This is a genomic window from Neisseria mucosa (assembly GCA_003028315.1).
Classification (GTDB): Bacteria; Pseudomonadota; Gammaproteobacteria; order Burkholderiales; family Neisseriaceae; genus Neisseria; species Neisseria mucosa.
The window spans coordinates 119,071-133,796 of record CP028150.1; the positions used below are offsets into that span (position 1 = coordinate 119,071).

At 52.8% G+C, this 14,726-nt stretch carries 12 protein-coding genes; 4 read left to right on the forward strand and 8 right to left on the reverse strand.

Going from position 1 to position 14,726, the window contains the following annotated elements; genetic code table 11:
- Positions 1 to 99 precede the first annotated feature (99 nt).
- Complete coding sequence (locus tag NM96_00635) at positions 100 to 396, reverse strand: late embryogeneis abundant protein (protein ID AVR78069.1); 297 nt, start codon at positions 394 to 396, stop codon at positions 100 to 102.
- A gap of 255 nt (positions 397 to 651) precedes the next feature.
- Here NM96_00635 and NM96_00640 point away from each other — a divergent pair, with 255 nt between their 5' ends.
- Entirely contained in the window at positions 652 to 1,710 is a 1,059-nt protein-coding gene (locus NM96_00640; GenBank protein AVR80217.1) for an AI-2E family transporter, read from the forward strand.
- Positions 1,711 to 1,943: 233 nt separating this feature from the next.
- On the opposite strand, the gene NM96_00645 is transcribed toward NM96_00640, so the two are convergent.
- The 6 genes from NM96_00645 to NM96_00670 form a co-directional block, all read right to left on the reverse strand.
- A complete protein-coding gene (locus NM96_00645) occupies positions 1,944 to 2,636 on the reverse strand; it encodes a M48 family peptidase (GenBank protein ID AVR78070.1) in 693 nt (230 codons plus the stop codon).
- 107 nt (positions 2,637 to 2,743) lie between these two features.
- Positions 2,744 to 3,937 (reverse strand): divalent metal cation transporter, encoded by a 1,194-nt coding sequence (locus tag NM96_00650; GenBank protein AVR78071.1) that lies wholly within the window; start codon positions 3,935 to 3,937, stop codon positions 2,744 to 2,746.
- Between the two features lie 94 nt (positions 3,938 to 4,031).
- Positions 4,032 to 4,769: a LamB/YcsF family protein gene (locus tag NM96_00655; GenBank protein ID AVR78072.1), complete on the reverse strand. Its 738-nt coding sequence runs from the start codon at positions 4,767 to 4,769 to the stop codon at positions 4,032 to 4,034.
- On the reverse strand, positions 4,756 to 5,685 hold the full coding sequence (locus NM96_00660; GenBank protein AVR78073.1) for a hypothetical protein: 930 nt from the start codon (positions 5,683 to 5,685) through the stop codon (positions 4,756 to 4,758). Before NM96_00660 ends, NM96_00655 begins: the two co-directional genes overlap by 14 nt.
- Positions 5,682 to 6,329: a hypothetical protein gene (locus tag NM96_00665; GenBank protein AVR78074.1), complete on the reverse strand. Its 648-nt coding sequence runs from the start codon at positions 6,327 to 6,329 to the stop codon at positions 5,682 to 5,684. The genes NM96_00660 and NM96_00665 overlap by 4 nt, the downstream gene beginning before the upstream one ends.
- A 55-nt stretch (positions 6,330 to 6,384) precedes the next feature.
- Positions 6,385 to 6,489 (reverse strand): hypothetical protein, encoded by a 105-nt coding sequence (locus NM96_00670; GenBank protein AVR80218.1) that lies wholly within the window; start codon positions 6,487 to 6,489, stop codon positions 6,385 to 6,387.
- A gap of 25 nt (positions 6,490 to 6,514) precedes the next feature.
- Between NM96_00670 and uvrD the strand changes: the two genes are divergently transcribed.
- The 3 genes from uvrD (at position 6,515) to NM96_00685 (ending at position 11,248) form a co-directional block, all read left to right on the forward strand.
- Positions 6,515 to 8,722, forward strand: a complete 2,208-nt coding sequence (gene uvrD, locus NM96_00675) for a DNA helicase II (GenBank protein ID AVR78075.1) — start codon at positions 6,515 to 6,517, stop codon at positions 8,720 to 8,722.
- A gap of 198 nt (positions 8,723 to 8,920) precedes the next feature.
- Positions 8,921 to 10,183 carry a hypothetical protein gene (locus tag NM96_00680; GenBank protein AVR78076.1) on the forward strand — a complete coding sequence of 421 codons (1,263 nt, stop codon included), beginning with the start codon at positions 8,921 to 8,923 and terminating at the stop codon, positions 10,181 to 10,183.
- Between the two features lie 612 nt (positions 10,184 to 10,795).
- Positions 10,796 to 11,248 (forward strand): DUF1775 domain-containing protein, encoded by a 453-nt coding sequence (locus NM96_00685; protein ID AVR78077.1) that lies wholly within the window; start codon positions 10,796 to 10,798, stop codon positions 11,246 to 11,248.
- Positions 11,249 to 11,393: 145 nt separating this feature from the next.
- On the opposite strand, the gene NM96_00690 is transcribed toward NM96_00685, so the two are convergent.
- Positions 11,394 to 14,720, reverse strand: a complete 3,327-nt coding sequence (locus tag NM96_00690; protein AVR78078.1) for a DUF2339 domain-containing protein — start codon at positions 14,718 to 14,720, stop codon at positions 11,394 to 11,396.
- Positions 14,721 to 14,726: the final 6 nt, after the last annotated feature.

The window sequence follows — 14,726 nt, forward strand, 5'->3', positions numbered from 1 at the left end:
GTAGACATTTAATGGCCTAAATTCAAAAAGGACGACAGCCGTCAAAACGGTGCGTGGGAAATGAAATCCCTCTTTTAATTCAGTCCACTATCATCCTGCTTATTTTGCAGGAACTTGTTCGGTCGGAGTGGCTGCGGGTGCGGTTTGGGTTGCAGCCTGACCTTGTTCGCCCAACGCATTGGTTTCGGCATCAGCGGAAGTGGCTTCAGTTGTTGCAGCTTCGGCGGCTTTGTCTTGTTTCAATTCGTTGGCTTGTTTTTTAGCTTTATTGGCTTTTTTGTGAACGTGTTCTGCCTTAGCGGCTTTACCGGAAGCAGGTTGGGCCATAGCCACAGGAGCAGCGATCAGACCGGCAGAAACAAGAACGAGAGAGGTCAATTTAGACAATGTTTTCATGTGTAATATCCTTTCGGGAAATTTGTCTGATAAAATCATTCCGTCAAATGCCAAATGGCAATTTGCGTAAAGACAACCGCATAACCACTTGGTGCGATTGAGTTTTTATTGTAACGGTTTGTTTGTAAACCGAAGTCAGCTCGAGCGAAATTGAAATAAAGTTTCAAAAGGAGGGTTAACCCCTTTGTCCTGCTTTATTAATCGCACCTCATAGCTTGATTGTTTAAATTTATATATTTCATGGCATTACATCCGATGATTTTCGAACACCCCCGATTCCGCAATGCATCCTACATCCTGATGGGGCTTGCCCTGCTTGCGGTGCTGTATTTCCACTTTTTGCCCCTTTTGCTCGCCGTGATACTGACCTACGTCTTCATCACCAAGACCAACGGCCTGATTCTTTGGCTGCGCCGCCGTACGCTCGCGCGCAATACGTTTCTGCACAAATCGCTCAACGCGCACAATATCAACCTGATTTCGACCACGCTGACCATAGGCATCGTATTGACGGTTATCCTCTTGATGTCGCTGGGGATTTACCACCTGATTCACGGCGGGCACATCACCGTGATGCTGACCAAGCTGGCGGCGATTCTGGAAGACACGAAAAACAGCAGCAGCCTGCCGCAGTCGGTTTTGAACATGCTGCCCAACAATACCGCCGAAATCAAAGCCTATGCGGTCAAATTGATTGAAGAATACAGCGCCGCGCTGACGCGCATCAGCAAAAACAGCTTCACCTCGTTCGTGTACATCCTTATCGGCATCATCATCGGCGCAATGCTCAGTTTCCACCGCCTCAACATGCGCAAAAACCGCCGCAAAATGCCGCCCTTCAAGGCAGAGCTGGTGCGGCGGATTGTGAACTTCGAAACCAGCTTCGAACGCGTGTTTTTGGCGCAGGTCAAAATCTCGCTGATCGATACCGCACTGACGGGCGTGTACCTCTATCTGATCCTGCCGCTTTTCGGCGTGGAGTTGCCGTTTAAAATAACCGTGTTGGTGATCGCCTTCATCGTCGGGCTGATTCCCGTGGCGGGCAACCTGATTTCCAACACCATCATTATCATCTTGAGCCTCGGCGCGTCTTTATATGTGGCAGTCGCCTCGCTGGTGTTTCTGGTCGTCATCCACAAGCTCGAATACTTCCTGAACGCGAAAATCATCGGCTCGGAAATCGAATCAAGCGCATGGGAACTCTTGGTGGCGATGGTCGTGTTCGAACGGATTTTCGGCGTCGGCGGCATCATCGTCGCACCGGTTTATTATGCGTATCTGAAGAATGAGTTGAAACAGCAGAAGCTGATTTGAGTTGATGCGGTAATACAGAGAGGTCGTCTGAAAAGCTCGAAATAGGTTTTTCAGACGACCTTTTTTCAGCTACGGCAACCTGATCCCTTCCCACGGCTGGTGAGGGAAGGTTAGGATGGGGGTGGCTTGCGGATATACGGTATAAGGGGCAAGAGCCACACTCTCTCCAATTCTCTCCAGCCGGACGGGAGAGGACGGATTCTCGCGGGCGAAGCCCACGCTACGGTTACCCTTCACCCAAGAACAAACAATTCCTGCCCGTGCGCCTTCAGCCAACTTTTAGCATTGTTGGTATGCGGCGTCAGCGTGTTCACCAAATGCCAAAAGCGCGGACTGTGGTCGGGGTGGCGGAGGTGGCAGAGTTCGTGGATGCAGACATAGTCGGCGACGTATTGGGGCGCGCCGATCAGCCGCCAATTGAGGCGGATGCCGGTGTGCGGGCGGCATACGCCCCAAAAGGTTTTAGCGTTGCTCAGGTCTGTGGCAGCGGGCGTCAGTCCTGTTTCGGCTGCGTGTTTTTTAAGGCGGGGCAGCAGGTATTCGCGGGCGCGTTCGTTCAACAGGCGGCGCAGGTGGTCGATTTGTGCGGCAGTTTCTTTTCTGGGAAGCAGGATTTCAGACGACGTGATGCGGATATGGCTTTGGCTGTGGGTATCCAGCTTGGTCTTTACTCCCAGATACCAAATCCACTCGGGTAAGTTTGGGTGGGAAACAGGATGTACGGGCGTTTTGGCAAGCGTATTCCGCAAAATCGTTTCGTTTGCCGCCAGCCAGTTTGCCAACGCGTGGTCTTGAAAAAAGGGTGGGACGTTGATGCTGACCGTTTGCGTATTGACGGGGCGAAGAATCAGATTTTTCTTGGCACTGCGTTTGAGTTCGATTTCGATGCACAAACCGTCGGAAAGAGGATAGGTGAAGCGTTTCATAGTTGTAAATAGGTTTCAGACCGGATACATCGTCTGAAACAGGGACTTTCCATATCAGGCGGCAAACTTCGGATCATATACAAAATCAAACATCTGCGCTACAAGGTTCAGCCGAACAAACCGCTGATATATTTGCTGATGGTGATGGCGCTGAGTACTGCCATCAAACCGACCACTATCACGCCGGAAACAGTGAGCCACAGCGGGTGTTTGTAGTCGCCGACAATTTTGGTTTTGTAGGCGGCAATCAGAATCAGACCGAGGGAAATCGGTAAAATCAGGCCGTTTAATGCGCCTACGAACACCAGCACCTGCGCCGGTTTGCCGATAGTGGAAAATACGGCGGTAGACACGGCGATAAAGGCAATAATCCATTTGTTTTTATTGCGTTCGATAGACGGGCTGAGACCGGAGAAGAACGACACCGAAGTATAAGCCGCACCAATCACCGAAGTAATCGAAGCCGCCCAAATCACCACGCCGAAAATCAGCAGGCCGATGTATCCCGCCGCATATTCAAACGGTGTGGAAGCAGGGTTGTCGGGATTGAGCTGTACGCCTTGGCTGACCACGCCTAAAACCGCCAAAAACAATACAATCCGCATAATCGAGGCAATCAGGATCGCCCGCACCGAGCTTTGGCTCACTTCCGGCAACGCCGATTTGCCTTTGATGCCTGCGTCCAGCAGACGGTGCGCACCGGCGAAGGTGATGTAGCCGCCGACCGTGCCGCCCACCAGTGTAACAATCGCCATTGCATCGAGTTTTTCCGGCATAAAGGTATGCACGGCGGCATCTGCCAGCGGCGGATTCGCCTGCCATGCCACATAAACCGTCAGCGCAATCATTACGAAACCCATCACTTGGGCGAATTTGTCCATCACTTTGCCTGCTTCTTTAAACAGAAACACACCGATGGCAATCACGCCGCTGATCACGGCACCGGTTTCCGGCGACAGTCCGGTCAGCAGGTTCAGACCCAAGCCTGCGCCGCCGACGTTACCGATATTGAATGCCAAACCGCCCATCACAATCAGCACAGCCAAGAAATAGCCTGCGCCGGGCAAGACCTGATTGGCAATATCCTGCGCCCGTTTTTCGGAAGCGGCGACAATCCGCCAAATATTGAGCTGCGCCCCGATGTCGAGCAGAATCGAGAGCAGAATCACAAAGCCGAAACTTGCCCCCAGTGCTTGGGTGAAAGTGGCGGTTTGGGTCAGAAAGCCCGGGCCGATGGCGGAAGTTGCCATCAGGAATGCAGCGCCGATTAAGGCATTTCTGCGGTTTTTTTGATCAGACATAATCGCTTATTCTCTATAAAATTGGCTGTTACTGTGTTTGGGCGAAACCTGCGGTTTTCAGCCTGCGGTTTTCAGACCGCCTATGAACTGTTTTTCAAGCAGAAACTTTGATGCCTGCCGCCAGTAGTTCCTGCCGGATTTTTTCGGCAAACACCACGGCGTGCGGCCCGTCGCCGTGCAGACAGATGCTGTCGGCTTGCACGGCAACCAGGTTGCCGTTCACTGCTTTGACCTGCCCGTCCCGCACCATCTGCAATACTTGGGCAATGGCTTCTTCGTCGCTGTCCACCTGCGCATCGTGGCGGCTGCGGGGAACCAGCGTGCCGTCGGGCATATAGCGGCGGTCGGCGAAAACTTCGGAAATCACGCCCAAGCCTGCGGCTTTTCCGGCTTCCAAGAGCAGGCTGCCGGAAAGTGCCATCAGTTTCAATTTCGGGTCGAAATCCGCCACAATTCGGGCAACGGTATCCGCCAGCGCACGGTTTTTCGCCGCTTGGTTGTACATTGCGCCGTGCGGTTTGACATAGGCCATTTCCAAATCCTGATCACGGCACAAGGCCTGCAATGCGCCCAACTGGTAATTCAGACACGCCCGCAAATCGGCTTCGGACAGATTCATTTCGGTACGGCCGAAGTTTTCCCGATCGGGATAGCCGGGGTGTGCTCCGATGCGTACGCCGTTTTGTTGGGCATACGCCAATGCCGCCCGAATATCGGCAATGCTGCCGGCGTGTTGGGCGCAGGCGATGTTGGCCGAAGTAATCACCTGCAACAGGGCTTCGTCGCTGCCGCAGCCTTCGGCGAGATCGGCGTTTAAATCAACCTGCTTCATGGGCGATTCTCCGTATTTGGTTCAGATAGGCTTGGTTTTTGCGCCGCAGGGCGGAGGCTTCTTTCAAGCCGATTATTTTGAATTTGACTTTGCTGCCGAAACGCACCTGTGCCAGCCTGCCCAAATCGGCGGCGGCAACGGTGGCGATTTTCGGATAACCGCCGGTGGTTTGCGCATCGGCCAGCAGGATAATCGGTTTGCCGCCGGGCGGCACCTGCACGGTTCCTGCCTGAACAGCGTGGGACAGCATTTCCAAAGGTTGCGACAGGGTCAGCGGCTGTCCGTCGAAGCGGTAGCCCATGCGGTTGCTGTCGCTTTGCAGCGTCCACGTTTCCCGTTCCAGATTCAGACGCCCTTTTTCACTGAAAGAGGCATATTCCGACGAAGGAACAAGGTGGACGGTATCGGTAAACGGTATCGGGGCGATGCCGACTTTGGACAATTCCTGCGCACCTTTGCCGATGGGGAGACAATCGCCTTTTTGCAGCATTCTGCCCTGATAGCCGCCGAAACCGGCTTTCAGGTCGGTGCTTCTCGAACCCATCACTTCCGGCACATCAAATCCGCCCGCCACGCACACATAGCCGTACATGCCCTGCACGGCACGCACCAGCTTCAAGGTCTGCCCTTTGCGGGCGGTATAACGCCAATACGAATGGACCGGTTCGCCGTCCAATTCCGCCTGATACACGGCACCGGTGAGACAAAACGGCATATCCCGTTCAAACACCAGCATTATCCCGCCCAAAGCGATTTCGATTGCGGCCGTGCCTTCGTCGTTGCCCAATAAAATATTGCCCGCCGCCAAAGCAACCGTATCCATCGCACCGGCATGACCGATGCCGTAACGCCGGTGTCCGTAGCGACCAGTATCCTGAATATGCGCCGGTGCCTGCACTGCCGAAACGTGAATCATGGCTCAATCCTTTCTGCAACAAAGCGGACTTGGTCGCCCGCCGCCAGCAGGGTCGGCGGATTCAAATCGGCTCGGAACAAGGGTAATTCGGTTCTGCCGATAATCTGCCAGCCGCCGGGCGAAGCGAACGGATACACACCGGTCTGACTGCCGCCGATACCGACCGAGCCGGCGGGAACGGAGGTTCTCGGCACGGCACGGCGGGGCGTGTGCAATGCTTCGGGCAAGCCGCCCAGATAAGGGAAACCGGGCTGGAAGCCTATCATAAATACGGTATAGGTTTGCGCCGTATGGCGGCGGACGATTTCGGAAATATCCGTCTGATGGAAAGCAGCGACTTCCGCCAAATCCGGCCCGTATTCGCCGCCGTAGCAGACGGAAATTTCCACCAGTTTGCCCTGATGGTCTGTAACGGCGGTGTGTTCCCACACATATTGCAATTCATCGGCAAGCGTCGCCAAATCGGTATCGAAACGGGTGAACACGGTCAGATTGTTCATGCCGACCACCACTTCCTCAATCCTGTCGTGCTGTTCGAGCGCAGCGGCAAACTCCCACAACTTTTGCTGTTTGCCCAGTTCGGAAGGTGCATTCAGTCGGCAGACCAAAGCGGATTCGCTGATTGGTGTGATCTCTATTCTCATTTGTTGTTCATTTTAGTTATGTTTTAATGAATCTATATGCAGAGGCGGCGGTTTGTCAATATCTTCTGTGCCGCATCATCAAACCGTCGATTGGAAAAGTGCTGCCATGCCGCTGCACTTTTTCAGACGACCTTAAACCGTTTCTATTAAAATACCGTATTCCTACTTTTTTTCATGCGGTATTTATGTTTTCCGAGTCCTCTTCCGCAGCCCTCCTGCAAGGCTTAAACCCCGAACAACTCTCCGCCGTAACCTGGCCACCGCAATCCGCCCTCGTTTTGGCGGGCGCGGGCAGCGGCAAAACGCGCGTGCTGACCACGCGCATCGCATGGCTGTTGCAAACCGGTCAGGCAAGCGTACACAGCATTATGGCGGTAACGTTTACCAACAAAGCCGCCAAAGAAATGCAAACCCGTCTTGGCGCAATGATTCCCATCAACGTCCGCGCCATGTGGCTCGGCACGTTTCACGGTCTCTGCCACCGCTTCCTACGGCTGCACCACCGCGATGCCGGTCTGCCGTCTTCCTTTCAAATCCTCGACAACGGCGACCAGCTTTCCCTTATCAAACGCCTGCTCAAAAGTCTCAACATCGCCGAAGAAATCATCGCGCCGCGTTCGCTGCAAGGCTTTATCAATGCGCAAAAAGAATCCGGTTTGCGCGCTTCCGTGTTGAGCGCGCCCGACCCGCACACAAGCCGCATGATTGAATGCTACGCCGAATACGACAAAATCTGCCAACGCGAAGGCGTGGTCGATTTCGCCGAACTCATGCTCCGCAGCTACGAAATGCTGCAAAGCAACGAAATCCTGCGCCAGCACTATCAAAACCGCTTCAACCACATTCTCGTCGACGAGTTCCAAGACACCAACAAGCTGCAATACGCGTGGCTCAAACTCATGGCGGGCGGCAACGCGGCAGTGTTTGCCGTCGGCGACGACGACCAAAGCATCTACCGATTCCGCGGCGCGCACGTCGGCAACATGACCGCGCTGATGGAAGAGTTCCACATCGACGCGCCCGTCAAACTCGAACAAAACTACCGCTCCGTCGGCAACATCCTCGCCGCCGCCAACACTGTTATCGAAAACAACGACGAACGCCTCGGCAAAAACCTGCGTACCGATGCCGAAGCAGGCGACAAAATCCGCTACTACTCCGCCTTTACCGACCTCGAAGAAGCCCAATTCATCGTGGACGAAACCAAAGCCCTCGAACGCGAAGGCTGGGATTTGGACGAAATCGCCGTCCTCTACCGCAGCAACGCCCAATCCCGCGTCATCGAACAAAGCCTGTTCCGCAGCGGCATCCCCTACAAAATCTACGGCGGACTGCGCTTTTACGAACGCCAAGAAATCAAACACGCGCTCGCCTACCTGCGCCTCGCCGTCAATCCCGACGACGACAACGCCCTCTTGCGCGTCATCAACTTCCCGCCGCGCGGCATCGGCGCGCGTACTGTCGAAAACCTTCAGACGACCTCAAGCGAACAAGGCATCACCCTCTGGCAGGCAGCCTGCAACGCCGGCGCAAAAGCCGGCAAAGTCGCCGCCTTCGTCCGCCTGATTGAAGCCCTGCGCAACCAAGTCGGACAACTGCCCCTGCCCGAAATCATCGTCGGCATCCTCAAAGACAGCGGCCTGACCGAACACTACCGAACCCAAAAAGGCGACAACCAAGACCGCCTCGACAACCTCGACGAACTCGTCAACGCCGCCATCGAGTTCAAACCCGAAGACAGCAACTTCGAAATCCTGCCCGACAACATTTCAGACGACCCCGCCTTCCCCATCCTCGCCTTCCTAAGCAATGCCGCCCTCGAATCCGGCGAAAACCAAGCAGGCGCGGGCGAAAAAGCCGTCCAACTCATGACCGTCCACGCCGCCAAAGGCTTGGAATTCAACGCCGTCTTCCTCACCGGCATGGAAGAAGGCCGCTTCCCCAGCGAAATGAGCCTTGCCGAACGCGGCGGCCTCGAAGAAGAACGCCGCCTCATGTACGTCGCCATCACCCGCGCCCGCAAACGCCTCTACATCACCATGGCGCAACAGCGCATGCTGCACGGACAAACCCAATTCGGCATCGTCTCCCGCTTCGTCGAAGAAATCCCACCCGAAGTATTGCACTACCTGTCCGTCAAAAAACCTGCCTACGACAGCTACGGCAACACACGCCAAACCGCCGCGCCCAAAGACAAAATCATCGACGACTACAAACAGCCCCAAACCTACGCAGGCTTCCGCATCGGACAAAACGTCCGCCACGCCAAATTCGGCACCGGCGTCATCATCGATGCCGTGGACAAAGGCGAATCCGCCCGACTGACCATCAACTTCGGCAAACAGGGCGTAAAAGAGCTGGATACCAAGTTTGCGAAATTGGAAGAGATGTGAAAAGGGGGATGGCAAGGGAGATAGCAGAGGCCGTCTGAAACCCGTAGCGTGGGCTTTGCCCACGGAAGGACGTTGATGACGTACATGGCAGGTAAATAGGGCAATGATTACGTTGCTTAAGATGACAGATTTTATCAATTCAACAATTTTTGTTTATCAGCTTTAAGAAATCATAAATTTAATGAAAGGGAGTACGTCATGGAAAATAACAATATCAAAATAGATCAAGAAACTCTTGCATCTATATTAGAACAACACCAATTATGGATTGAAAGTGGTGGGGAAAATGGTAAAAGAGCTGACCTATATGGAAAAGATTTAATTGGTGTGAAATTAGGTAGAGCAAATTTACGTAGGGCAAATTTACGTAGGGCAAATTTACGTAGGGCAAAATTGTATGGAGCAGATTTATATGGAGCAAATTTAGATGGAGCAGATTTATATGAAGCAGATTTAGATGAAGCAAATTTATGTAGAGCAAGTTTAATTGGTGCAAATTTGATTGGTGCAAGTCTAATTGAGACAAAATTAGATGGGGCAGATTTATGTGGTGCGAATTTGCGTGGAGCAATGATAGAAGGAACAAGTTTCGATGAAGTAAACTTAGATGGAGCAAATTTAGATGGAACAGGTTTAGAGACAGTTAATTTAGATTTATATGATCAACCACACTTTGAAACTTCCTCTTTGCTAGTAGATAGTTTGCAAAGAAATCTCCGATCTTCAGAAACATTTATTCAGGATTTACAAATAAAATTAAAGCAAGCGCAATCTGATACAGTGCGAAACGATGAAGAAATCAAAAAGCTATTAACTCAGCTTGAGAGAGAGAAAATAGAAAAGGAAAAAATAAAGGAAGAGTTAAATTCAAAAATTGAAGAATTAACAGAAGGATTAAGCAATCGAATTAAAGATGCACAAAAATCTTTGGCAGGAGCTTTGAAAAATACCGATAGTCAGATCCAAAATAATGAAAATACGGCTTGTTGGTTTAAATGGCTAGGAATCATTCTGTTCGGTCTTGCCATAATTTTATTATTGGTTCTTAGTGGATTCGTTTTATGCCATCCTAAATTTTTCGTTGAGAAGAATCTGAATATCCTGTTTTATACATTCCCCATTATTACCCTAATGCTGATTGGCACAACCTGTCTGCGCCATCAGAAAAACCTGTTAGCAGAAGTCCGCCATTTTTCCAATATGAAACACCAAATCGAGCTGTATAGCGGTTTGCTTGAAGCCTCTCAGCATGCTGCCGCCAGCTTTGGTAATCCGGTAAAAGCAGATGAATATGTGCAGGAAACCTTTACCCAAATCCGCAATCGCCTACTCAATAGCCAATACCTGCCTGACAATTCATCGGCAGATAAGCAGTCGGACAATGATTTCGGATCGGATAAGGTGCTTGATTTGTTGAATAAGATTGCCGATTTGTCCGGCAAGAAATCTATGGGGAATTGACTAAGAGACAGTTGTTACCCAAAAGGTCGTCTGAAAACGTTTTGGCGAAACTTGCTGTCCGTTTTCAGACGACCTTTGCTTTAAAACAGTCATCATCCGTTCAATCTTATAGCTATTCTTTGGTTCAAGGTTTTCAAACGGATTTCGTGGGCAAAGCCCACGCTACGGGATGGCGCTGCGTCGATACTGTCTTGCCGCTCGGGTTCGATGGCTTAACCTGCCGCCGTCATTCCCGCGCAGGCGGGAATCCAGACCTTGGTATTTCGGGCATATTTCAAGGCTGCTGCAAATTCTAACTTATGGATTTTTGCGTATTTTCCTTGCGTCGGTAGGAATGGGAATAACGGCAATGGGGGAGCAAGGCGGGCGTTTGAGGTAGTGTGGGTCAAGATTCAAAAAGCTGCTGAATAGTGCTCAAGCAAATTATTCGAAAGATCGTCTGAAAGCCTAAATCTGTCTTTCAGACGACCTTAATGGGCGTATTCGGCTTTCTGTTCCCTTGTTGGTGCAATAAAGGCGAACATATGCTCTTTTGATGGATATTCTCTGCTAGGATTCGGGCAAGCCTTCAACAATGATCTTTTTATCCACTCTTCCTACGGAGATAACACAATGAAAATAAAGCTATTGTTTTCTGCTTTGGCTCTGTCTGCATTGATGATGGACGCTCAGGCGCATGTTACGATTCGCAATTATTCTAATGGTGTTGATAGTATTTCTGGAAAATCAGACCATTTCCGCCTGAATGTGCCGACCAATCGCGGTAAGGCGGTAACCGGGGTAAAAATGGTGGTCGCTGAAGGTGTGAAACTGTTGTTCATTCATCCTGTTCCGGGTTGGACTTATAAAACAGAAAAAGATGCGGAAGGCAATATCGTCAGTATTACTTACAAAGGCCGCATGGAAGCGGGCGAATTTACTTCATTCCCATTTATCGCGCTAAATCCTAAAGGCGATGTATCAGTGAAATACAAAGCGTATGTCACTTACGCGGATGGCGTTGTTGTGCCGTTTGACGGTTCGGAAGAGGCAAAAGGCTATCAACCGACGATTCATCTGAAATAATCGCTCGGAGACGTTTGCCCTGATGTCGGTGGCTCAACCGGGATATTGAACTGCTTGACAATCGGGCTATAACGTTCTTTCTACTAAAAAGGTCGTCTGAAAACCTGAATCGGTTTTCAGACGACCTTTGCTTTGGGGGACTGGGCTATGCTTTGTCCTCTTCGTTTTCCACCGCTTTGGGCGGAACGGGCGCGAACCAGCCGACCAAGAGCAGCAGCACGCCGACGATGATGAAGGAGGCGATGCGGGCGATGCCGCCGCTGTTGGAAAGCTCGATGAGGAAGAGCTTGATGACGACGATGGCCATCAGCGCCGCGCCGGTTATCCAGAAGGGGCGAAGTTTGCGGCGGTTGCCGTACACCATCAGGATGATGGCGGTAACTGCCCACACGACGGAGAGGCTGGCTTGCAGGCCGAAGGATTGGAGCATGATGTCGAGTTGCCAAGTGATGCCATCGTAGAAGTGCCACAGGCGCATCACGCCCGCGCTGATGACCATGAATGCGAGGGCGGCGACGCCGGGCGCGTTCACGCGGCGGTATTCTGCAGGCAGAGCTTCGGGCAGGGACTTCAGGGCGAACCACAGCATTCCGGCGCAGGCGAGTTCCAGCGGGTTAAGCAGCGGGATATACGGCAACGGCGTGGGTTGGAACGGAGTAGAGAAGTTCGTCCATATCATCCAACTTGCCGCGGCAAGGGCGGCTATCGGCAGGGCGGAATGCTGATAGGCAGCTTGATGTCGTCTGAAAAAGCCGCGCTGCCGCTGCGTATGGAGGACGACCCACATGATCAGCGGTACGGCAAGCCACGAGAGCTGCGACCAAACGCCGTCGAGACGATCGCCGACATACATTCCTGCCCAAAGCGACCAAAGGATGCCGATCAGGATGATGTTGAGTTTGTGCAAGCCGATAGGCGCATTGGTTCGGCGGTTGTTCAGGATGATGAAGTTCAACACGGTAGCGGCGGCAAGCGGCAGGGCTGCAGCGGCCGTCCATAGGTGTTCGAGGTGATAGCCGATGAAGTGCAGGGCAAACAAGGGCAGGAATGCCAAGGTCGTCTGAAAAAGCTCTTTCCAGTTCAAACGGTTGGCAAGCAGCAGCAAGGTAGTGAATATCGGCAATGCCCAAAGCTCGATGAACAGGGTTTCTTCGCCCGTCCATTGGGTATAGGTGGCGAAGCCGCCCAACATCAGGGCGATAACGAGGATAGCCCAGCCTGCAATCTGCGAGAACGGGAGGGTTTGGTCTTGTTTGCCTTGGTTTTCCGATGCTTCGGTTTGGACGCGCGAATATTGCAGCATGTAGGCAGCGGCAAACAGCAGCGGCGCGGCGGCAAAGAGGTGCCAGTGTGTCAGGAAGCCGTTGGATTCATTATTAATCGAGGCTTGGAAGAGCAGGATAAAGATTGCATTGCCCAAGGCGAATGTGCTGAACACGTCCGACTTGCCTTTGCCTCGGCAGAACGCCCAAGCTGCCACCAAAGCAGAGAAAATGATGATGCTGCCGCGTTCCGCGAAAAACAGTAAAGGCAGGATGGATGTGTAGAGTAGGGCGGCGCAGAGGGTTGCGTTTTGAAGCGTGTGTTCCCAGTGTGCCGAGCCTTTACGGCGGTAGAGGTGCCACTGCAGGTAAATTGCTGCGCCGCCGAACAGGGTCAGCAGGGTGGTAAACCATTGACCTTGCAGGATGGTCGATCCTCCCTCCTGATAACCGCTCAGTTGGGTCAGCGCCGCCAGCAGATACACGACGAGCGCACCCAAACGCATATGCGGACGCTGTTGGCGCAGCCCGAAGAAATACACGAGCGCGGATTCTACCGTCCACAGGATGACGGTGTTGCCGCGTTCAAAGTGAAGCGGAACGGCGAGCGTGAGGAAAAGCAGCGACAGGGCAAAAAACGCCTGACGCAGGATATACAAACCCTGTTGCCGTTTCAGCATCAGCGCGGCAAGTCCGTAAACGGCGGCGAAGCCCAGCGCGGAGAATGCGTCCGCAGACGGCCAGTGTTCCACCATGCGGTATTGCAGTCCGAACGCCGCCGCCATCGTGCCGAACAATAAAGTATGGTCGAGGACGTGGACGCGCAGGCCGTGGGAGCAGATGCTGTTCCAAATTTCTTCCAGCGTCGCATTGTCGGCAACGGGCGCGAGCGTGTCTTCGCGGCTTTCCGTCAGCTTGCGGCGGGCGAACAGATAGGCGATGAAGGTGTAGAGCAGCCAGTGGTAAATCAGGAAAGGCTCGGTGGTGGTGAAATGCTGCGGCGTATAGCTTTGCATGCCCCACAACGCGGCGATGGAGAAAGTTCCGGCGAAGCCCGTCAGGTTCAGCGGCCGCCATGCCTTAAACCAAGCAATCGCCGCTACGCCGGCATTGAGCAGGGAAAGGTAGGAAAACAGCACCAAATAATTGCCGCTGCCGTCCGATACCAGGATGGGCGCCGCCAGACCGCCGACCAAGGCAACCTGCGCCATAATCTGCGCGTTTTGCCTGATCGCCAGCAACGCCATCAATACGACCATCGCCACCATCAGCACGAACACAATCGGTGCGGGCAAGAGCGGATGCAGTTTCAACGCCGCCAAAGAGGTCAGATACATCACCGCCACGCCGAAGCCTTGCAACACCAAGCCGTATTCGCGCTTGCGGCTTTGCAGCTTCCAGCCGCCGATGACCGCCGCCAGACCCGCGCCTGCCACGGTCAGGTAACGCATTTCCACCGGCACATAAATCCGTTCGGAGGCATAGCGCAAGAGGAACGCCAAGCCGAGGAACAGCACCACGATACCGGTTTTCAGCAGCGGATTACCGCGCAGGAACCAAGCAACAATGGGGTTTTCGGAGAATTTGAAATCGAAACCTTCCTCTTTATGGATAACGGTTTCACGAGAATCTGCGTCTGCGTTTTCAGATATATTTTCAGACGACATCGGCGCTTCGTTTTCAGACGACGTTTGCAGGACAGGCGCGTCTTGTTTGCGTTCGTCTTCTTGAATAGCGGAAACTTGGGCAGGTGTTTCGACGCTGTCTGCGTACAGAGCAGGTTCGGGCTGCACGGAAGGTTCGGCGGAAACAGGGGGAACAGGTGTAGAAAAAGAGGGGGTGGCAACCGGTTCGATGTGCGGCTCGACAGGCGCATTGTCCGCAGTCGCCGCAGGCTCAACCTTCTCATGAAGCGGCGCAGGGGTCGTCTGAATATCGTCGGCATGTTCGGACAAAACAGCACGCAGTTTCCGCGCCTGCCCGACTCCTGCTTCATCATGAACGGTTTCATGTTCCAAAGCCGTCAAACGCAGCTTCAGCAACTCGATTTCTTTTTCCAGATTTTGCAGTTTCGCATCATGTTCTTCCTGACGCGGTTTGCCGAGTTCACGCGCAAACAACCATAAAATAGAGCCGAAAATGACGCCGACGGTCATTTCGTCAAGAAAATAGCCAATGAGGATGGGGATGAGTAGGCAGAAATACTGCATAAAACA